Origin of the sequence: Kitasatospora sp. McL0602 (genome assembly GCF_052076145.1) — a bacterium.
In the GTDB taxonomy this organism is placed as follows: Bacteria; Actinomycetota; Actinomycetes; order Streptomycetales; family Streptomycetaceae; genus Kitasatospora.
Genome location: NZ_CP197246.1, coordinates 1846332 through 1866032, shown reverse-complemented (window position 1 = coordinate 1866032; position 19701 = coordinate 1846332). Strand labels below are relative to the sequence as shown.

16 protein-coding genes are annotated in these 19701 nt (G+C 71.7%); 7 read left to right on the top strand and 9 right to left on the bottom strand.

The window, feature by feature from the left end; translation table 11 throughout:
* Positions 1-16: 16 nt before the first annotated feature.
* Positions 17-1003, bottom strand: coding sequence for a helix-turn-helix domain-containing protein (locus ACR68M_RS08610; protein WP_441249850.1), 987 nt, complete (start codon positions 1001-1003; stop codon positions 17-19).
* A 289-nt stretch (positions 1004-1292) separates the two neighbouring features.
* Here ACR68M_RS08610 and ACR68M_RS08605 point away from each other — a divergent pair, with 289 nt between their 5' ends.
* The 5 genes from ACR68M_RS08605 to ACR68M_RS08585 all read left to right on the top strand — a co-directional run bounded on the left by ACR68M_RS08605 (position 1293) and on the right by ACR68M_RS08585 (position 8174).
* Positions 1293-1481 carry a hypothetical protein gene (locus ACR68M_RS08605; protein ID WP_441249849.1) on the top strand — a complete coding sequence of 63 codons (189 nt, stop codon included), beginning with the start codon at positions 1293-1295 and terminating at the stop codon, positions 1479-1481.
* A 5-nt stretch (positions 1482-1486) separates the two neighbouring features.
* A complete protein-coding gene (locus ACR68M_RS08600; protein WP_441249848.1) occupies positions 1487-1768 on the top strand; it encodes a hypothetical protein in 282 nt (93 codons plus the stop codon).
* A 62-nt stretch (positions 1769-1830) separates the two neighbouring features.
* Positions 1831-3963, top strand: coding sequence for an FG-GAP-like repeat-containing protein (locus ACR68M_RS08595; RefSeq protein WP_441249847.1), 2133 nt, complete (start codon positions 1831-1833; stop codon positions 3961-3963).
* A 179-nt stretch (positions 3964-4142) separates the two neighbouring features.
* Positions 4143-6647 (top strand): hypothetical protein, encoded by a 2505-nt coding sequence (locus ACR68M_RS08590; RefSeq protein ID WP_441249846.1) that lies wholly within the window; start codon positions 4143-4145, stop codon positions 6645-6647.
* Positions 6648-6767: 120 nt separating this feature from the next.
* On the top strand, positions 6768-8174 hold the full coding sequence (locus ACR68M_RS08585) for a pyridoxal phosphate-dependent decarboxylase family protein (protein WP_441249845.1): 1407 nt from the start codon (positions 6768-6770) through the stop codon (positions 8172-8174).
* A 33-nt stretch (positions 8175-8207) separates the two neighbouring features.
* Here ACR68M_RS08585 and ACR68M_RS08580 read toward each other — a convergent pair whose 3' ends face one another.
* On the bottom strand, positions 8208-9104 hold the full coding sequence (locus ACR68M_RS08580) for an alpha/beta hydrolase (RefSeq protein WP_441249844.1): 897 nt from the start codon (positions 9102-9104) through the stop codon (positions 8208-8210).
* Between the two features lie 108 nt (positions 9105-9212).
* On the opposite strand from ACR68M_RS08580, the gene ACR68M_RS08575 reads away from it, so the two are divergent.
* Positions 9213-9659: a MarR family winged helix-turn-helix transcriptional regulator gene (locus ACR68M_RS08575; RefSeq protein ID WP_441249843.1), complete on the top strand. Its 447-nt coding sequence runs from the start codon at positions 9213-9215 to the stop codon at positions 9657-9659.
* 123 nt (positions 9660-9782) lie between these two features.
* Here the strand turns inward: ACR68M_RS08575 and ACR68M_RS08570 are convergent, their stop codons facing one another.
* The 5 genes from ACR68M_RS08570 to ACR68M_RS08550 form a co-directional block, all read right to left on the bottom strand.
* Positions 9783-11894, bottom strand: a complete 2112-nt coding sequence (locus ACR68M_RS08570) for a 3-hydroxyacyl-CoA dehydrogenase NAD-binding domain-containing protein (RefSeq protein WP_441251546.1) — start codon at positions 11892-11894, stop codon at positions 9783-9785.
* Positions 11895-11905: 11 nt separating this feature from the next.
* Positions 11906-13123 (bottom strand): thiolase family protein, encoded by a 1218-nt coding sequence (locus ACR68M_RS08565; RefSeq protein WP_441249842.1) that lies wholly within the window; start codon positions 13121-13123, stop codon positions 11906-11908.
* Positions 13124-13294: 171 nt separating this feature from the next.
* Positions 13295-14539, bottom strand: a complete 1245-nt coding sequence (locus ACR68M_RS08560) for an HRDC domain-containing protein (RefSeq protein ID WP_441249841.1) — start codon at positions 14537-14539, stop codon at positions 13295-13297.
* 326 nt (positions 14540-14865) lie between these two features.
* Positions 14866-15573 carry a LuxR C-terminal-related transcriptional regulator gene (locus tag ACR68M_RS08555; RefSeq protein WP_441249840.1) on the bottom strand — a complete coding sequence of 236 codons (708 nt, stop codon included), beginning with the start codon at positions 15571-15573 and terminating at the stop codon, positions 14866-14868.
* 333 nt (positions 15574-15906) lie between these two features.
* Positions 15907-16557, bottom strand: a complete 651-nt coding sequence (locus tag ACR68M_RS08550; RefSeq protein WP_441249839.1) for a DUF3000 domain-containing protein — start codon at positions 16555-16557, stop codon at positions 15907-15909.
* Positions 16558-16753: 196 nt separating this feature from the next.
* Between ACR68M_RS08550 and hemE the strand changes: the two genes are divergently transcribed.
* A complete protein-coding gene (gene hemE / locus ACR68M_RS08545; protein ID WP_441251545.1) occupies positions 16754-17833 on the top strand; it encodes a uroporphyrinogen decarboxylase in 1080 nt (359 codons plus the stop codon).
* Positions 17834-17844: 11 nt separating this feature from the next.
* On the opposite strand, the gene ACR68M_RS08540 is transcribed toward hemE, so the two are convergent.
* Entirely contained in the window at positions 17845-18816 is a 972-nt protein-coding gene (locus ACR68M_RS08540) for a DUF4349 domain-containing protein (protein WP_441249838.1), read from the bottom strand.
* A gap of 96 nt (positions 18817-18912) precedes the next feature.
* The gene (locus ACR68M_RS08535) at positions 18913-19689 is read right to left on the bottom strand and encodes an SDR family oxidoreductase (RefSeq protein WP_441249837.1); all 777 of its coding nucleotides are present in this window, start codon (positions 19687-19689) and stop codon (positions 18913-18915) included.
* Positions 19690-19701: the final 12 nt, after the last annotated feature.

The following is a 19701-nucleotide window of genomic DNA, read 5'->3' as shown; positions in this document are numbered from 1 at the left end:
CCCGCCGGCTCCTGAGCTACAGCCAGCCGCGCTGGGCCGCCTTGAGGCCGGCCTCGAAGCGGCTGGTGGCACCCAGCCGCTCCATGAGAGCGGCCATCTGGCGGCGGACGGTGCGCAGGGAGATGCCCAGCCGCTTGCCCGCCGCCTCGTCGGTGAGGCCGCCGGAGAGCAAGGTGAGCAGCTCGAGCTCGCCCGGGGTCAACCCCGTCGCGGCGTCCTGCTGCCGGTCGGCGCCGAGCGGCACGGCCGCTGCCCAGGTCTGCTCGAAGAGTGCCACCAGCGTGGCGACGATCCCCGGTTCCCGGGTGCAGAGGGCACCGAGCCGGGTGTTGGCCGGGTCGATGGGGACGACGGCGACCTCGCGGTCGAAGACCAGCAGGCGGGGCGGGAGCGTGGGGCAGGTGCGGACCAGACCGCCGTGCTCGGTCATCCAGCGGGCGTAGGCGTGGGTGTCGGTGTCGTTGCGGGCACTGTCCTGGTACAGGGTCAGCAGCGAGACCTGGCGGTTCATCGCGTCCGTGTCCAGTGGCCGGGACGCGTCGAGGCTGGCCCGGGACTGGGCACCGCCGGGCATCACGGACAGGCACTCCCGGGACACCTCCCGGGCGAGCACCTCCAGCTTCGCCTGTATCGCGTCGAGCCCGACCAGGCGTTCCGCGCCGTCGACCGCCGTGTTCGGCCGCAGGTCGGCGTACTCGGCGACCGCGCGGGCGGCGGCGGCCTTGCTCAGCGCGAGCTGGTGCTGACGTTGGATCAGCTCGTCCTCCTGGCGGCGCAGGATCAGCTCGAGGCCCAGCTCGGGGCTGACCGGCCGCAGGCCGTCCGGGTTCTCCCGGGACGCGCGCAGGAGCCGCATGTCCGCGAGGTCGTCCAGGGCGTCCCGTACGGCGGGCTCCGGCAGGCCAAGCCGGTCGGAGAGATCAGCCACGCCGCCGAGGGGGTCGCTCAGCATCGCCCGGTAGACGGCCTCCGAGGATGGGGTCAACCCCAGTGCCTGCAGCATGAATCCAGCCCCCGAACAGTGAAGAAAGTGTGCGCCCCGCGTGTCCGGGTGATCATCCCAAGTGAACCGGGGGCTTCGCAAGCGAATCAAGTCGCCCGGTCGCTCGGTCCGCCGTTCTGGCACCAAGGAGCCAGGCCTCTTGGTGCCAGGTCGAAGGGATTCCCGTCCATCGCGGAGTCGAGCAGGATGGTGATCACCGGAAGGCGGCGGGACAAGACCCCCAGCCGGGCCCCAGGGCCTGAAGACCAGCCTCCGCCGACCAGCCGCTCACGGATCCAGGAGTACCACCATGTCGAAGTCCGTTCGTATTCTTACTTCCTTCGCCGCCGCGCTCTCGTTCGCCCTCGCCCCCGCCGTGCTGGGTGCGGGCATCGTCGCCGCGAAGGCCAACGGCATCGGCTGGGACTCCGTGGTCGTGTCGGCCCCCGTGGCCGCAGGCGTCGCCCACCAGTCGGCCAACGGCATCGGCTGGGACTGACCGCCTTGCTCCTGGTCCATCTCGCCCTCGCCACCACCGATGCGGCGGCCGTCGCCGAGAACGAGGCCGGCCGGGTCCAGGACGCCATCTGGGCCCATGCCGCCCCGGCGCACGCACTTGAGCACGTCCGAGTCCGAGCCGTGCCACCCGGGGCGAGCGTTGCCCTCTTCATCCGCGCCGACAGTGACGCTGCCGCGATGGAGAAGGCCCGCGGCCTTCTCGCGAACGTCCTGGCCGCCTCCGGCGGCCACGCCTACCAGGCCGTCTGCGCCTTCCCTGCCGGGTGAACCGGCCACCACCAGACTTCGGGGCCGTCGCCCCACCCTGCCACCACCTCTCTGGAGTACCCGTGTCCGTCAAGACCTCCGTCGCCCGTGCCAGCGCTGTCCTCCTCGTCTCCGCGCTGGCCTCCACCTCCCTCGCGCTCACTCCGGCGTTCGCCGACTCGATCTACTCCAGCGGTGAGTCGGCCGGCTCGACCGGTTCGTTGGGTCACTACGCAACCCCCGGTGGGTCGGTGACCCGCCAGCAGACCATCGACCGGGCGAGGGACTGGGTCGACAACGCGGTCCCGTACAGCACCAACGGGCTCTCCTCGCCCTACAGCTGGTGGTCGGACGACGCCACCGGCGGCCGCTACCGGCAGGACTGCTCCGGATTCGTGTCGATGGCTTGGCAACTGCCGGACAGCCGGAACACCTGGAGCCTGCGCGACGTCTCCACCGCGATCAGCAGGGACGACCTCCAGCCCGGTGACATCCTCAACAACGTCGAGAGTCATGTCGTCCTGTTCGGCGGCTGGATCGACAAGGCGGCGGGCACGTTCACGTACTACGCGGAGAGCAGCCGCCGGGTGCCCACGCAGAAGTACGTCGGGGACTTCAACAACAGCTACCTCGCCGGGCACCCCACCGACAGCTACACGGCCTACCGCTACGACAACATCACGGGCGACGCCCCCACGCCGGTCACCCCGCCGCCGCCGCCGGCCCCGACGCCTGCCGTCGCCACCGTCACCGGGCCGGCGAACGCCGACACGGTCAGCGGCGATGTCGCGATGACCGCCACGGTCTCCGAGAGCGTGGGGGCGCCGACCGGGGCGAACTTCTACGTCGACGGTGTCCTGCAGTCCGCCGTGGCCAACTCGGGCTCCAGCTACACCGCGCCGCTCAACACCCGGCTGCTGACCGACGGGCCGCACACCCTCACCGTCAGTGCCGTCAACGCCGCCGGGCAGACCGGCCCGCTCTCCGCCGGCACCATCTTCTCCGTCGCCAACAAGGCGATCCCCACCACCGCCATGGGCGACTTCAACGGGGACGGCAAGACCGACGTCGCGGTGCTCTACAACCTCGGACAGTCGAGCACCGGGAAGAACCTCACGGCCCTGTACGAGTTCACCAGCAACGGCACCGGGTTCAACGCGCCGGTCAAGGTGTGGGACAACGACGACAGCACGACCGGCAGTTGGTCGGCGGACCGCAGCAAGCTGGTCGTCGGTGACTTCGGCGGTGACGGCAAGGCCGACCTCGCGGTGGTCTACAACGACGGCCGGAGCAACACCGGCAAGTACCTGACCTCGATCTTCAAGTTCACCAGCAACGGCGTCGGCTTCAATGCGCCGGTGAAGGTCTGGGACAACAACGACACCATCAACGGCAGTTGGAACTGGGACAACATCAAGCCGGTGGTGGGTGACTTCGACGGTGGCGGCAAGGCCGACATCGCGATGGTCTACAACAACGGGCAGACCAGCACCGGCAAGAACATCACCTCGATCTACAAGTTCACCAGCAACGGCACGGGCTTCGGTTCTTCCCCGGTCATGGTCTGGGACAACAACGACACCATCAACGGCAGTTGGAACTGGGACAACATCAAGCCGGTGGTGGGTGACTTCGACGGTGACGGCAAGGCCGACATCGCGATGGTCTACAACAACGGGCAGACCAGCACCGGCAAGAACATCACCTCGATCTACAAGTTCACCAGCAACGGCACGGGCTTCGGCTCCTCCCCGGCCAAGGTCTGGGACAACAACGACACCATCAACGGCAGCTGGGACTGGGACAACATCAAGCCGGTGGTGGGTGACTTCGACGGTGACGGCAAGGCCGACATCGCGATGGTCTACAACAACGGGCAGACCAGCACCGGCAAGCACATCACCACGATCTACAAGTTCACCAGCAACGGCACGGGCTTCGGCTCCTCCCCGACCAAGGCCTGGGACAACGACGACAGCGTCAACGGCAGTTGGAACTGGGACAACATCAAGCTCGTGGCGGGTGACTTCAACGGCGACCGCAAGGCCGACCTCGCCGTCTTCTACAACAACGGGCAGAGCGGCACCGGCAAGTACCTCTCGACGCTGTACAAGTTCACCAGCAACGGCACCGCGTTCAACGCCCCGGTGACCAGCTGGAACAACGACGACAGCACCACCGGCAGCTGGAACTGGTTCCGCAGCGACCTGGGCTGACCAGGAGGCGGAATGCCGTAGCGCCGACCCCCGGGAAGGGGGCCGGCGCTACGGTCGTTCAGCAGGCGGGTCAGGCCTTGGGTGGTTCGTGCGAACGGATTTGACAGCCAGCCCCCCCGGTACGAGAGGCTTCCCCGTCGTCAAACCCGGTAATCGCCGGGACAAATGGGGGGTACTGCGTGCAAAGAGCACGAGTTCTGTCGGTTGCCGGGGCGCTCGCGCTGGGGGTGGGAGTGCTGCCCGCTGCGGCTTCCGCCGATTCCGGGGGCGGCACCCTGTACGTCAACGGGCAGAACCAGGGCTGTTCCGACAGTGGGACGGGCTCGGCCGCCGCGCCGTATTGCACCATCCAGGCGGCCGCCGACGTGGTGACGCCTGGGCAGACCGTGCTGATCGACCAGCAGACCCCGGCGCCCGGTGTCGTGCACGTCACCCGCTCCGGCACGGAGTCGGCGCCGATCACCTTCACCTCGGCCGGCTCGCGACAGCGCTTCGTCGTCACGGGCCTGACGGTGACCGGCGCATCGCACCTGCGGTTCCAGGGCATGGGCTGGGGCGACGACGGTGTCACCGTTTCCGGAGCCGACGACATCGGCGTCGACCACGGCGAGACGTACGGTGAGGCCGGGCAGATCCACGTGACCGACGGGTCGGCCCAGGTCCGGGTGACGCGGAGCTGGTTCACGAGTCGGGCTCAGGTCGTGGTCGACAAGGGGTCGACCGGCACCGTCGTCAGCGGCAACGACATTGAGCCGTTCATGACCACGGACTCCCCGTTCGTCTCCGTCAACGGTGCGACCGGCACTGCCGTCACGGGCAACACGCTGCACACCGGCTGCGGGAGTGCGGTAGACGTCAGCGGGCGGTCCACCGGTACGACCATCGAGAACAACGTCCTCAAGGTCCCCACGCCGAGCAGCCGTTGTGCGGCGAACGGTATCCAGGTGGCAGAGGACTCCGCCGCCACCACCAAGAGCGCGTACAACCTCTTCAACCCCATCGGGTCGGCGCCGCTCTACCTCTGGGCGGGCGTGTCCTACCGCGATCTGCTCGCCTTCCGGGCGGCCACCGGCCAGGGCGACCATGATCTGGCCGGCCCCCAGGACACCAAGCAGCAGCTCTGCCAGACGCACATGACTCCGCCCGAGGGGTCGCCCGTCATCGACTCCGCCGACTCCACGGCCCCCGGAGCACTGCCGACCGACATCTACGACACGCCCCGCGCCGATGACCCGACCGTCCCGGACTCCGGGGCCGGCGGCGGCCACTACGACCGGGGCGCGGTCGAGGTCGGGGTCTGCCCGTTCTTCCACACCGAGGATCCGAACAGGACCCTCGCGGTCGGGGCCCGGGGGGTGCGGAGCTTCCTGTATCTGGAGCAGAACTGGGATCTCCCGGGCACCGTCACCGTGGACTGGGGTGACGGGACGACGACCGCGTACCCGTTCCACGGCACACCGGAGGTCCCGATCGCGCACACCTACGACCGGCCCGGCACCTACCGGACGACTGCCACCGCCTCGGTGGGCGGCATGACATGGAGCAGCACGTACACCTCCACCACCACAGGTGCCCAGTACAAGGCCATCACGCCGACCCGGGTGCTCGACACCCGGAACGGCACGGGGACGGGTGGGCGGATCGCGTCGATCCCGGCCCGGGGCGTGCAGCGTCTGGACCTCTCCAAGCTGCTGCCCGAGGGTGTGGGCGTCAACGCCACCGTCCTGAACATCACGGCGGTCAACCCGGGCGCGGCCGGCTTCATCACGGCGTACGAGTCCTCCCGGCCCCGGCCGCTCGCCTCCACGCTGAACTTCACCCGGGGGGCCGTGGTCGCGAACCTGGCGACGCTCGGGGGCGAATGGATCGACTTCTACAACGGTTCGGACGCGCCCGTCGACCTCGTGGTGGACCTTGCGGGCTACTACCAACCCAGCGCCGGGGACGGGTACCACCCGGCCACCCCGACCCGTCTGCTGGACACCCGCCTCACCACGGCTGCCCGGCCGGCCCAGAAGGTGCCGGCCCACGGCTCGACCACGCTCAAGGTGGCCGGGGCGGGCCCGGTGGCGGGCGACGCCACCGCCGTCATGCTGAACGTCACCGAGGCCGGTGCCGCCGCGCCCGGTTTCGTCACGGCCTATCCGGCCGGGATCGACCGGCCGACGGCCTCGAACCTCAACTTCACCGCCGGTGCCGTCGTCCCGAACAGCACTGTCGTGCCGGTGGGTGCGGACGGCTCCGTGACGCTCTACAACGGATCCTCGGCGCCGCTGGACCTGGTGGTCGACGTGCAGGGCTACTACAGCCCGACCGGCGGGCTGGCCTTCCGGCCCGTCACGCCCACGCGCGTCCTGGACACCCGGGACGGCACCGGCTCGGCGAGGGGGCCGGTGGCCCCGTTCACGTCGACCTCCGCGTACGGGAACGACGTGAACAACCCGTACGACACGAAGGCGGCCGTCTTCAACACGACCGTCACCCGGCCCGCCGCGTTCGGCTTCCTGACCGCCTACCCGGCGGGTGCCGCCCGGCCGACCGCCTCGAACCTGAACTTCGCGCCGAACCAGACCGTGGCGGCGATGACCGTCAGCGGCCTCGGCTCGGGGTCGAAGGTGTCCTTTTACGACGGCTCGTACGGCCAGGTCGACGTCGTCGCGGACCTGACGGGCTTCTTCTACTGATCCGCTGATTCCGCCACCCGGGTGGTGCTGCCACAGCAGGCCACCCGGGTGGAATTGGACCGGGACACCGCCGCATCCGGTCGGTACCCTCGGGGCACAGTCGATCTTTGGAGACCGCCCGTGCATCCCGAACTCGCAGCTGACCTGGACGAGTTGCCGATACTGCTGGAGGAGACCCGGCAACGGGCCGTGGCCTTCCTGGCCGGCCTCGACGACCGGCCGGTGGTCCCGGTGAGGGACCTGCCGGGGCCGGAGTCGGAGTCGGGGCCGGTGCCGCTCGGAGCGGCAAGCGGCGGACTGCGGGCGGCTCTGGCGGAGTTCGCCGAGCGGTGGGAGCCGGGGCTCTCGGCCAGTGCCGGGCCGCGCTATTTCGGGTTCGTCACCGGCGGCGCGACCCCGGCGGCGCTGGCCGGTGACTGGCTCACCGCTGCCGCCGACCAGAACTCGAACTCCTCGCTGGACCCGACCGGTCAGCAGCTGGAGCGCGAGACGGTCGGTTGGCTGCGCGAGCTGTTCGGGCTCTCGCCTGCGCACAGCGGCACCTTCGTGAGCGGCGCGACGATGTCCAACACGGTCGGGCTGGCGATCGCCCGGGAGTGGCTGGGCGAGCGGCTGGGCGTCCAGGTCGCCGAGGACGGCGTCGGTGCGCTCGGGCAGGTGCGGGTGCTGTCGGGCAGCGCGCACTCCAGCGTGGCCAAGGCGCTGTCGGTGCTGGGGCTGGGCCGCACGGCCCTGCGGGTGGTGCCCACTCTGCCGGGCCGGGAGGCGGTCGACGTGGCCGCGCTGGAGCGGGAGTTGGCCGAGGCGGACGGCCCGTGCGTGGTGGTGGCCAACGCGGGCACGGTGAACACGGTCGACTTCGACGACCTGACGGCCCTCGCCGCACTGCGCGAGCGGTACGGATTCTGGCTGCACGTGGACGCGGCGTTCGGCGCCTTCGCGGCACTGGCACCGGAACACGCGCACCTGGTGGCCGGGTTGGACCTGGCCGACTCGGTCTGCGTGGACCTGCACAAGTGGCTCAACGTGCCGTACGACAGCGCGGTGCAGTTCACCCGCCGCCCGGATCTGCAGGCGCGGGTCTTCCAGAACGCGGCCGCCTACCTCGGCCCGATGGGGGCGCACCCGGACCTGGTGCACCTCACCCCGGAGAACTCGCACCGGCTGCGCGCGCTCGCCGCCTGGTTCACGCTGCGCGCCTACGGGCGGGCCGGCCACCGGGAGATCGTCGAGCGCTGCGTGGCGGGTGCGCGGGCCCTGGGGGAGGCGGTGGAGGGGATCGAGGGGCTGCGGCTGCTCGCGCCCGTCCGGCTGAACGTCGTCTGCTTCACGCTCGCGGCGGACGCCACCGCCGAGCGCCTCGCCGCACTCGCCTCGGAGCTGGCCGGCGAGGCGTTCCTCACGCCGACCAGGTACGCGGGGGCGCCCGCGCTGCGGGCGGCGTTCAGCAGCTGGCGGACCACCGAGGCGGACGTCCGGCGGACGGCGACGGCCCTGGCGCGGGCCGTGCAGAAGCTGGGAGCGTGACGGAAGCCGGGAGCGTGCGGCCGCCGGCGCGGGTCAGTTCCCGTCCAGGTGGGTGGTGAGGAAGCGGGCGGCGCGCTCGAGTGCGGCGTCCGCCTCGTCGAGGCGGCCGAAGTGGTGCTGGTAGACGTGGGGGAGCCCGGGGCCGATCTCGAGGGTGACCTCGACCTCGTCGGCGCCCGCCCGGCCGGCCAGGCGGACCGCGTCGTCGAGCAGCACCTCGTCCGAGCCGACCTGCACGAGCAGCGGGGGCAGCCCGCCGAGGTCGGCGAAGATCGGACTGGCCAGCGGGCCCGACGGGTCGGCGGTGCCGAGGTAGAGCTCGGCGTAGGCGCGTATGTCGGCCTCGACGAAGATGGGGTCGGCGTCCTCCTTGGTGCGGATGCTCGCGCCGGACACGGTGAGGTCGACCCACGGGGAGAACAGCACCACGGCGGCCGGCTGCGGCAGCCCGGCCTCCCGGGCGGCCAGCAGGGTGGCGAGGCTCAGGCCGGCCCCGGCGGAGTCGCCGGCCAGTACGAGGTGCCGTGGGTCCATGCCGGTCGCCAGCAGCTCGCGGTAGGCGGCGAGCCCGTCCTCGACGGCGGCGGGGAAGGGGTGCTCGGGCGCCAGCCGGTAGTCCACCGAGATCGCCACGAGCCCGGCGCGGCGGGCCAGTTCGCCGACCAGCCCGGCGTGGGTCTCAGGCGAGCCGATGAGGTAGCCGCCGCCGTGCAGGTAGAGCAGCCGCCCCGGCCCGGTGGCTCCGGCGGGCGTCAGCTCCAGGGCCGGCCGCCCGCCCAGGACGGTCGCCCGGGTGGCGACGCCCTCCGGCGCGGGGCGGGTGAGGGCGGCGGCGAAACCGGTGCGCTGCTCCTCGATGGTGGGTGGCGTCTCGGGGCGGGGGGCGGAGCTCATGAGGGCGTACAGGGCGTCGCGCTGTGCTCGGGACATGTCGGGCCTCCGTCGGTCGGGATGCGAGGATGGATTCCCGGGAATCCATCTGCCTGTACCCAACCTGGTTCCCGGGAAGATGATTCCTGGGAATCCATTGGAGGTTCTGTGACCCCCGTCACTCCGGTCTTCGTCGACCTCGTCCGGGTCGAGACCCGGCTCTACAACGCGGTGAGCGCCCGGCTGCGCGCCGAACTCGGGCTGGGGCTCGGCCAGTTCGAGTTCCTGGAGATCATCGACCGGGTGCCCGGCTGCCGGGTGCTCGATCTGGTCGGCGAAGTGGCGATCACCGTAGGTGCCGTCAGCAAGGCGGTCGACCGGCTGGAGGTCGCAGGCTGGTGCGAGCGGGTGCCGCACCCCCAGGACCGCCGGTCGTCCGTCCTCCGCCTCACCCCCGAGGGCGAGCACCAGCTGGCCGCCGCCCGGCCCGTCGTCGAGCGCGAACTCCGCGCGCTGACCGGGGCCGTCTCCGCCGAGGAGCTGGCCCGCATCGCCGCCACCCTGGCCACCCTCCGGGCAGCCCTCGAAGCCGGCTCGCACGGCCGACCGGGCTGAAGACCGAGGCGGAGGGCCGAGGCAGAGGGCCGGGGCAGAGGGCCGGGGCACGGCCCGGACACGACGAAGTGCCGGAACCCTGGGCAGGGTTCCGGCACTTCGTCAGCTACCAAGCGGTGCGGGTCAGGCCGGGATGGAGGCCACGCCCGGGGCGAGGAAGCGCTTGCCGTTGACGCGCTCGGAGACGCCCTCGCGGTCCAGGTACGGGGTGATCCCGCCCAGGTGGAAGGGCCAGCCGGCGCCGGTGATCATGCAGAGGTCGATGTCCTGCGCCTCGCCGACGACACCCTCGTCGAGCATCAGGCCGATCTCCTGCGCGACGGCGGAGAGGGCGCGCTCGCGGACCTGCTCCTCCGTCAGCACCTTGTCGCCGAAGGTCAGCAGCGCCAGCACCTCGGGGTCGAGGACCTGCTTGCCGTCCTCCCAGATGTAGAAGCCGCGCTTGCGGGCCTCGACCACCCGGGCCAGGTTCTCGGAGACGGTGAACCGCTCCGGGAAGGCGCCGTGCAGGGTCTCCGACACGTGCAGGGCGATGGCCGGGCCGACCAGCTCCAGCAGCGCGATCGGGGACATCGGGAGGCCGAGCGGCAGCACGGCCGTCTCGACGGTCTCGAAGGAGGTGCCCTCGTCGATGATGCTCTGGATCTCGCCCATGAAGCGGGTCAGGATCCGGTTGACCACGAACGCCGGGGCGTCCTTGGTCAGCACGGCCGTCTTCTTCAGCTTCTTGGCGACCGCGAAGGCAGTGGCCAGCGACGCGTCGTCGGTCTTCTCCGCGCGGACGATCTCCAGCAGCGGCAGGATCGCGACCGGGTTGAAGAAGTGGAAGCCGACGACCCGCTCGGGGTGCTCCAGCTTCGAGGCCATCTCGGAGACCGACAGCGAGGAGGTGTTGGTCGCCAGGATCGTGGTCGGCGAGACCACGGCCTCCAGCTCGGCCAGCACGTTCTGCTTGACGCCCATCTCCTCGAACACGGCCTCGATCACGAAGTCCGCGTCGCCGAAGGCGACGGCCTTGTCCAGGTGCCCGGAGACCAGGCCCTTGAGCTTGTTGGCCTTGTCGTTGCCGATCCGGCCCTTGGCGAGCAGCTTGTCGATCTCGCCGTGGACGTAGCCGACGCCCTTGTCGATCCGCTCCTGGTCGATGTCGGTCAGCACGACCGGCACCTCCATGCGGCGGGCGAACAGCAGCGCCAGCTGCGAGGCCATCAGGCCCGCGCCGACGACGCCGATCTTGGAGACCGGGCGGGCCAGCGACTTGTCCGGCGCGCCGAACGGGCGCTTGGCCCGGCGCTGCACCAGGTTGAAGGCGTAGATGCCGCTGCGGAGCTCGCCGCTCATGATGAGGTCGGCGAGGGCGATGTCCTCGGCGTCGAAGCCGGCCTGGAGGTCGCCGTCCTTGACCTGCTGGATGATGTCCAGCGCCTTGTACGCGGCCGGAGCGGCCCCGTGCACCTTGGCGTCGGCGACCCAGCGGCCCCAGGTGACGGCGTCGTCCCAGGCCTTGCCCCGGTCGAACTCCTCGCGCTCGACCGTGACGTCGCCCTTGAGGACCTTGGCGGCCCACAGGATCGACTGCTCCAGGAAGTCGGCCGGCTCGAAGATCGCGTCCGCGATGCCGAGCTCGAACACCTCCTTGCCCTTGAGCTGCTTGTTCTGGCTCATCGAGTTCTCGACGATGACCTTGACGGCCTTCGCCGGACCGATCAGGTTCGGCAGCAGGGTGCAGCCGCCCCAGCCGGGGACGAGGCCGAGGAAGACCTCGGGCAGCGAGAACGCCGGCACGCCGGAGCTGACGGTGCGGTAGGTGCAGTGCAGGCCGACCTCGACGCCACCGCCCATCGCCGCGCCGTTGTAGAAGCCGAAGCTCGGGACGGGCAGCGCGGCGATCCGCTTGAAGACGTCGTGACCGCCCTTGCCGATGGCCAGTGCGTCGCTGCGCTCCTTGAGCACCTCGACACCCTTGAGGTCGGCGCCGACCGCGAAGATGAACGGCTTGCCGGTGACGGCGACGGCGACGATCTTGCCCTCGGCGGCCTCGGCCTCGACCTGGTCGAGCGCCTCGGCGAGCTTCGCCAGCGAGCCCGGACCGAAGGTGGTCGGCTTGGTGTGGTCGAAGCCGTTGTCCAGGGTGATCAGTGCGAGCTTCCCGGCCTGCAGTGGCAGGTCCAGGTGGCGCACGTGGGCCGTGGTGACGACCTCGTCGGGGAAGAGCTCGGCAGCGCGCTTGAGCATCTCGGTGGTGGTCACTTGGTCCCCTCGAAGTGCGGGTTCTCCCAGATGATGGTCCCGCCCATGCCGAAGCCGATGCACATGGTGGTGAGGCCGTACTGGACGTCGGGGCGCTGCTCGAAGCGACGCGCGAGCTGGTTCATCAGGCGGACGCCCGAGGAGGCCAGCGGGTGGCCGAACGCGATGGCGCCGCCGAACGGGTTGACCCGCTCGTCGTCGTCCGCGATGCCGTAGTGGTCGAGGAAGGACAGCACCTGGACGGCGAAGGCCTCGTTGACCTCGAAGGCCTGGATGTCGTCGATCGTCAGACCGGCCTTGGCGAGCGCCTTCTCCGTCGCGGGGACGGGGCCGATGCCCATGACCTCGGGCTCGACACCGGCGAACGCGAAGGAGACCATCCGCATCCGGACGGGCAGGCCGAGCTCCTCGGCGACGTCCTCGGCGGCGAGCAGCGACGCGGTGGCGCCGTCGTTCAGGCCGGCCGAGTTACCGGCGGTGATGTTGCCGTGCGGGCGGAAGGGCGTCTTCAGACCCGCGAGGCTCTCTATCGTGGTGCCCGGACGCATCGGCTCGTCCGTGGTCGCCAGGCCCCAGCCGGTCTCACCGGCGGCGGGGTTGGTGTTGCGCACGGAGATCGGCACCAGGTCGGGCTGGATGTCGCCGTTGGCGTACGCCTTGGCGGCCTTCTCCTGCGAGCGCACCGCGTAGGCGTCGCAACGCGCCTTGGTGAGGTGCGGGAAGCGGTCGTGCAGGTTCTCCGCCGTCATGCCCATGAACAGGGCGGACTCGTCGACCAGCTTCTCCGAGACGAAGCGCGGGTTCGGGTCCACGCCCTCGCCCATCGGGTGACGGCCCATGTGCTCGACACCACCGGCGACGACGACGTCGTACGCGCCGAAGGCGATGCCGCCCGCGGTGGCGGTGACGGCGGTCAGCGCGCCGGCACACATGCGGTCGATCGAGTAGCCCGGCACGGACTTCGGCAGACCCGCGAGCAGTGCGGCGGTGCGGCCGATCGTCAGACCCTGGTCACCGATCTGCGTGGTGGCCGCGATCGCGACCTCGTCGATGCGCTCGACGGGCAGGTTCGGGTTGCGACGCACGAGCTCCCGGATGCACTTGACGACCATGTCGTCGGCGCGGGTCTCGTGGTAGATGCCCTTCGGGCCGGCCTTGCCGAACGGGGTGCGGACGCCATCGACGAAGACGACGTCCCTCGCGGTACGAGGCACGGGGGCTCTCCTCCCAGGGACCAACAGGACGTTGTGCGCAGGCTGCCGCCAACAGGTAAAGCGGCGCTGCACCACGGCCATGCTACCCGCCGGTAACTAGCTTGCCCAGGGGCACCCCGCGCCAGCCGAGTGACGTGTACCACCAGGGGGTGCCCCTACTGCCCTACATCCCTACTGCGACTGGTCGGACGCCGAGGCCCACGCGGTGACCATCGCCGGTGCGACCAGGTCGACCTGCCACTGGCGGGCGCCGAGCGCCCGCAGGGCGGCGGCGACCAGCTCGGGGGTCGGGTCGGCCGGGGGCTCCCAGCAGACCCGGCGGACGAGATCGGGGGTGATCAGGTTCTCCGCCGGGAGGTTGTGCGTCTCGGACAGCTCGGAGACGGCGGTGCGGGCGCTGGAGAGCCGGGCGGCGGCGACCGGGTCCTTCTCGGCCCAGGCACGCGGCGGCGGCGGGCCCTCGTGCGGGGCGGTAGCGGGCGGCAGCTCGTTCTCGGGGATCTCGCGGGCGCGCTGGAGGGCGGCCATCCACTGGTCGAGCTGACGGCGGTTCACCCGGGGGCCGAAGCCCTGGACGGCCTGGAGCGCCGGGGCGTTCAGCGGCATCGCGAGCGCGGCGTTGACGATCGCGGCGTCGGTGAGCACCCGGCCGGGTGAGACGTCCCGCTCGCGGGCGGTGCGGTCGCGGGCCAGCCACAGCTCGCGGACGGCCGCGAGCTGGCGGCGGCGGCGGACCTTGTGCAACTGGGAGGTGCGGCGCCAGGGGTCGACCCGGGGGGCGGGCTTGGGGGCGTTCGCGATCGCGGCGAACTCCTCCAGGGCCCAGCCGAGCTTGCCCTGGGCGTCCAGCTCGCGTTCGAGCGCGTCGCGCAGGTCGACCAGCACCTCGACGTCCAGCGCGGCGTACCGCAGCCAGGGCTCGGGCAGCGGGCGGGTCGACCAGTCGACCGCCGAGTGCTCCTTGGCGAGCGAGAGACCGAGCACGTTCTCGGTCATCGGGCCGAGGCCGACCCGGGGGAAGCCCGCGATCCGCCCGGCCAGCTCGGTGTCGAAGAGCCGCTCGGGCCGCATCCCGACCTCCGCCAGGCAGGGCAGGTCCTGCGTCGCGGCATGCACCACCCACTCGGTGTCGGCGAGCGCGGCGCCGAGGCCGCTCAGGTCGGGGCAGGCGATCGGGTCGATCAGTGCGGTGCCGGCTCCGGCGCGCCGGAGCTGGATCAGGTAGGCCCGCTGCCCGTAGCGGTAACCGGAGGCCCGCTCGGCGTCGACGGCGACCGGGCCGGTGCCCGCGGCGAACGCGGCGACGGTCTCGGCGAGTCCCGCCGCGTCGGCCACGACGGGCGGCAGCCCCTCCCGCGGCTCGAGGAGCGGGACCGGGGCTGTCTCTTCAGGGATGGCTGCTACGGCGTCGGTCACTCCCCAAGGGTACGACGGTACCCGCGCCCGGGAGTGTTGTCGGACTGGTCAGACTGTGTTCGGACATATGCCGGGGGCCTGACCTTGCCCGGAGGGGGCAATTCGGCGCGGTGACGGGGCGGTGTGGGGGCCCGGATGTGCGGCAGGCCGCAGCGGTGGAGCGGAGGAAACGTTCCTCCGCCCACCGCCGCGGCCTGCCAGCGGGTCGAAACGGCCTTCGGCGTGTCGGCGACATGGCGTCGCCCGGCCCACGGCCTCGGTGATCCTTGCGGCCTCGGTGACCCCGGCGACCGCAGCGGCTCGGCGGCCGCGGCGGTTCGGCGGTGTCAGTGGATGATGCCGGTCCGGAGGGCGACGGCGACCATCCCGGCGCGGTCGCCGGTGCCGAGCTTGCGGGCGATCCGGGCCAGGTGGCTCTTCACGGTGAGCGCCGAGAGGCCCATCGCGACACCGATCGCCTTGTTGGACTGGCCCTCCGCCACCAGCCGCAGCACCTCGACCTCGCGGCCGGACAGCTCGCGGTAGGCCGTCGGCTGGGCGCCGGGGGCTCCCGGGGCGCCGGGCGCGCCAGGGGCTCCGACGGCGCCGGGCATGCCGGGCCGACGCATCCGTCCGGCCAGTCCGGCGGCGCCGATCGGCAGGCCGGGGCGGCCGGGCATCGCGACGTTGGTCCGGGTGCCGGTGACCACGTACCCCTTGACGCCGCCGGCCAGCGCGCTGCGGACGGCGCCGATGTCGTCGGCGGCGGAGAGCGCGAGGCCGTTCGGCCAGCCCGCGGCCCTGGTCTCGGCCAGGATCGTCAGGCCGGAGCCGTCGGGGAGGTGGACATCGGCGACGCAGATGTCCCGGGGGGTGGAGACGCGCGGGCGGGCCTCGGCGATCGAGGAGACCTCGATCACGTCGCGGACGCCGAGCGCCCAGAGGTGCCGGGTGACGGTGTTTCGGACGCGCGGGTCGGCGATGACCACCATGGCGGTGGGCTTCGTCGGCCGGTAGGCGACCACGTTTGCGGGGTGCTCTAGAAGGACCGACACCAGGTCTCCTTGGGGGAGTGGCGGACGACACCCCGATGGGGGCGGTCGGAGTGTTCCGCGTATGGAAAGGGTCACTGACACCTTCGGCATCATCCGTGCCCGGCTTTAGCGAAAGATCACGATCTAGTGAGTAACAATACGGACAAATCGTGCAGATGACTGATACGACATGCCCTGAAATCGCACAGAATCGACCGCCTGGGATCAGTGGCGATCAGATCCGGGCAGGGAATTGACGCAGAGCGGGGTAGAAGTCACCCGCCGTCAGCCCTGCGGGTGGCACCCGTGCGAGGGCGTGACCCGGCACCCCTTCCGTGGGAGCGCAGGGGCTCGTCAGTGGGAGCGCGGACGACGCCGCGCGGGCATCGGGACCACTCCGCCGAGTGACGGTACGTCGGGCAGCGAGAGCGGGGCGGGGACGGCCGGGGGCAGGCCGGCGCAGATGCAGAGCAGGTCGCCCCAGGCCGCCAGGTGCCGGTCGAACCGGCCGTCGGCCGGAGTCCAGGAGGCCCGGATCTCGATCTCGGTGGAGGCCACCCGCTCGGCGAGGGCGCCGAAGTAGTGCGAGGACGCGTGGGTCACGGTGCCGCCCGGCTCGACGTACCCGGCGCCGTGCGCCTGCAGAGCATCCGTCAGCCAGGCCCAGCCGACCTCGGCGAGCATCGGGTCGCTCGCCATCTCCGGTTCGAGATCAGCCCGGGTGAGCGTGACGACCCGGAAGTCGCCGCGCCAGGGCTCCTGCCCGGCCGGGTCGTGCAGCAGGACGAGACGCCCGTCCGCCAGCTCCTCCCCGTCGACCTCGACCGAGGCCGTCACGGCGTACGCGAACGGTGCCAGTCTGCGCGGCGCGGGGGCGGGCGAGAGCTGCACTTCGGGGCGCAACCGCGCTCCCGCCAGCGCCTCGACCGCATCGCGGAACTCGATCGGCGCCGACTCCTTGCCCGTTCCGCCACCTTGTGCGGGGTGCCCGCCGACCGCTGCCATGGGGTGAACACTAGGTCGGCGAGCGTCGCTTTCCGAGCACCTGACGCCCGCGTGGCGTGCAAAGCCTTCGAACTGTCGTCCCAAGAAGTCCGGTGCGCAGTCCGGCAGGAGGTCTTGTGAGCTCTTGGAGGAAGGCACGGGCGGAGCGTGGCGTGCCGCGTGCGAAGATTTGGGAGTGAGTGAGACATCCGCGGCGATCCCCGCAGCCCAGACCGGTCAGCAGCCCACCGCGCGCCGTGGCGCCGCGTACGACTCCGCGTTCCTGCGGGCCGCCCGCCGGGAGCCGGTGCCGCACACCCCCGTCTGGTTCATGCGCCAGGCCGGGCGCTCGCTGCCCGAGTACCTCAAGGTGCGCGAGGGCATCCCGATGCTCGAGTCGTGCATGCAGCCCGAGCTGGTCAAGGAGATCACCCTCCAGCCCGTGCGCCGGCACAAGGTGGACGCGGCGATCTTCTTCAGCGACATCGTGGTGCCGCTCAAGGCCGTCGGCATCGACGTCGACATCAAGCCGGGCGTCGGCCCGGTGATCGCCGACCCGATCCGCTCGTTCGAGGACCTCCAGCGGCTGCGCCCGCTCGAGCCGGACGACATGCCCTACATCACCGAGGCGGTCGGCCTGCTGGTCGCCGAGCTCGGCGCGACGCCGCTGATCGGCTTCGCCGGTGCGCCGTTCACGCTGGCCAGCTACCTGGTCGAGGGCGGGCCGTCGAAGAGCCACGAGAAGACCAAGGCCATGATGTACGGCGAGCCCGAGCTGTGGGCCGCCCTGGTCGACCGGCTCTCGGACATCACCGCCGCGTTCCTGAAGATCCAGATCGAGGCGGGTGCCTCCGCCGTCCAACTCTTCGACAGCTGGGTCGGCGCCCTCGCCCCCGCCGACTACCGCCGCTCGGTGATGCCCGCCAGCACCAAGGTCTTCGAGGCCGTCGCGCACTACGGCGTGCCGCGCATCCACTTCGGCGTCGGCACCGGCGAGCTGCTCGGGCTGATGGGCGAGGCCGGTGCCGACGTGGTCGGTGTCGACTGGCGGGTGCCGCTGGACGTCGCCGCCCAGCGGATCGGCCCCGGCAAGGCCCTCCAGGGCAACCTCGACCCGGCCGTGCTCTACGCCCCCACCAGCGCGGTGGAGGCCAAGGCCCGCGAGGTGCTGGACGCCGCCAGGGCGGTCGGCGACACCGGCCACATCTTCAACCTCGGCCACGGCGTGATGCCGACCATGGACCCGGACGCGCTGAGCCGGCTGGTCGAGTTCGTGCACGAGTCCACCGCGAGCTGAGCGGCTGGGCCCTAGGGAAGGTCCTCCGTCTGCGGCAGCTCTCTCTGCGGCAGCTCCGGCGCGGGGCGCTTGGCGCGCAGGCGGCGGACCATCCAGCCGAGCGGGGCCAGCACCAGCAGGAAGGGTGCCACGGCCGCCAGGGTGACCGCGATGCCGCGCAGGACGGTCACCAGTGCGTGCCAGCCGCCCGCCAGCCCGCTGCCGACCGCCTGCCAGAAGCCCTCCGGGTGCTTCGCGGGCGCCGAGGTGGCGCCGCCCCGGGCCTGTAGCTCCAGGGTGACGGTGGAGAGCGAGGTCTGCGCCGCCAGCTCCTGCTGCTGATGCTGGAGCGACTCCAAGTCGGCCTCCCGGCGGCCGAGTTCGGCCTCCAGGGTGACGACGTCCGGCAGTGACTTGGCCTCGCCCATCAGGGCCCGGACGCGCTCCACGCTGGCCTGCTGGCTCTTCAGGCGGCTGTCGACATCGGCCACCTGCTGGGTCAGGTCCTCCGCCCTGCTCTGCCGGGAGAGCACCCGGCCGAGCCGGGACAGCTCGTCCAGCGTCCGGTCGTAGCCGGCCGACGGCACCTTCAGCGTCAGCCGCGCGTACGGCGGCTTGCTCCCGCCGTCGGTCACCGGGGCGGTCTCCTCGTCGGCGAGGTACGCGTCGCCCGACCCGGCGAGCACGGCGTGCGCCGCGGTCACCGCCCGCGGCACGTCCTCGACCTGCACCGAGAGCTGCCCGGAGTAGGCCAACTTCCGTGCGCCGACCGCTGTGCCGACCGGTGCGACGGACGCCGTGCCCGATCCGCCCGTGCCCGGCCCGCCCACGCCTGGCTTGGCCGCGCTGCCCGCCGCCTTCGGCGCGTCGCCGGGCGCCAGGGCCGCCGGGGCCTTCGCCGCCGCCGTCGAGGCACTGCCTCCCGAACTACTGCACCCGCCGACCAGCACCGCCACCCCCACGGCCAGCCCCGCCGCTGCCAGCCGTGCTCTCGCGTACGCCATCTCCGTGCGCCTCCCCATCGTCCTGCGTCCCTACCGGGCGCGGCTGTTGGACGGTGGCGGGGCCGCTGCGGCTCCCCCCGGGCGGTCTCGACTCGGTTACGGCTGCGCCACCTCGGCGGCGAGGTACTCCTCCCACGTCCGCACGCCGACGGCCCGGTCCGGTGCGGCCAGGGCGCCCGAGCGCAGGGCGGCGCCGAGCTTGCCGGGGAGGAACACCGGCAGCACGAGCCGCCGCCTGCCCGCCGCCCTCGTCCAGTCCCGGGCCAGCCGGACGGAGTTGTAGACCTTCGGCCCGGCCATGGCCGCGACCTGCCCGGCCGGGGCTCCCTGGGCCAGCTCGACCAGCCGGTCGGCGACTTCGCCCTGATCGACGGGCTGGCAGGCGGTGCCCGAGACCATCGGGACGACGGGGGACTTGGCCAGCACCCGCAGCACGCCGTTCAGGAGCTCCGGGAACTGCGTCGCCCGCAGATTGGTCCAGCCGAGGCCGGACTCCGCCAACAGCCGCTCACCCGCCAACTTCACCCGGTAGTACGGCAGCGGGATGCGGTCGATGCCGACGATCGAGATGTTGACGACGTGCTGCACCCCGGCCGTCCGGGCCGCAGCGAGCAGGTGCTCGAAGGCGGGGATGTCGTTCTTGAAGCGCCGGGCGTCCGTGGCGCAGTGGATCACCGTGCGGACCCCGTCGAACGCGTCCGCCAGCCCCCGGCCGGTCACCAGGTCACCCGAGTGCCACTCGACGCCCGGCGTCACCGGCTGCTCGGCCCGGCGGGTCAGCGCCCGCACCGGCAGGCCGGTGCGGGCGGCCCGCTCCAGCACCTCGCGGCCCAGCACGCCGGTGGCCCCGGTCACCATGATCACGTTCTGCATCTGTCGGCCCTC

What these genes read in the sequence shown, in the direction of transcription:
- ACR68M_RS08610 (WP_441249850.1), bottom strand. Translation starts at nt 1,003, where the DNA reads ATGCTGCAGGCACTGGGGTTGACCCCATCCTCGGAGGCCGTCTACCGG.
- ACR68M_RS08550 (WP_441249839.1), bottom strand. Translation starts at nt 16,557, where the DNA reads ATGGCAGCGGTCGGCGGGCACCCCGCACAAGGTGGCGGAACGGGCAAG.
- ACR68M_RS08570 (WP_441251546.1), bottom strand. Translation starts at nt 11,894, where the DNA reads ATGCTCAAGCGCGCTGCCGAGCTCTTCCCCGACGAGGTCGTCACCACG.
- ACR68M_RS08605 (WP_441249849.1), top strand. Translation starts at nt 1,293, where the DNA reads ATGTCGAAGTCCGTTCGTATTCTTACTTCCTTCGCCGCCGCGCTCTCG.
- ACR68M_RS08540 (WP_441249838.1), bottom strand. Translation starts at nt 18,816, where the DNA reads ATGGCGTACGCGAGAGCACGGCTGGCAGCGGCGGGGCTGGCCGTGGGG.
- ACR68M_RS08580 (WP_441249844.1), bottom strand. Translation starts at nt 9,104, where the DNA reads ATGTCCCGAGCACAGCGCGACGCCCTGTACGCCCTCATGAGCTCCGCC.
- ACR68M_RS08535 (WP_441249837.1), bottom strand. Translation starts at nt 19,689, where the DNA reads ATGCAGAACGTGATCATGGTGACCGGGGCCACCGGCGTGCTGGGCCGC.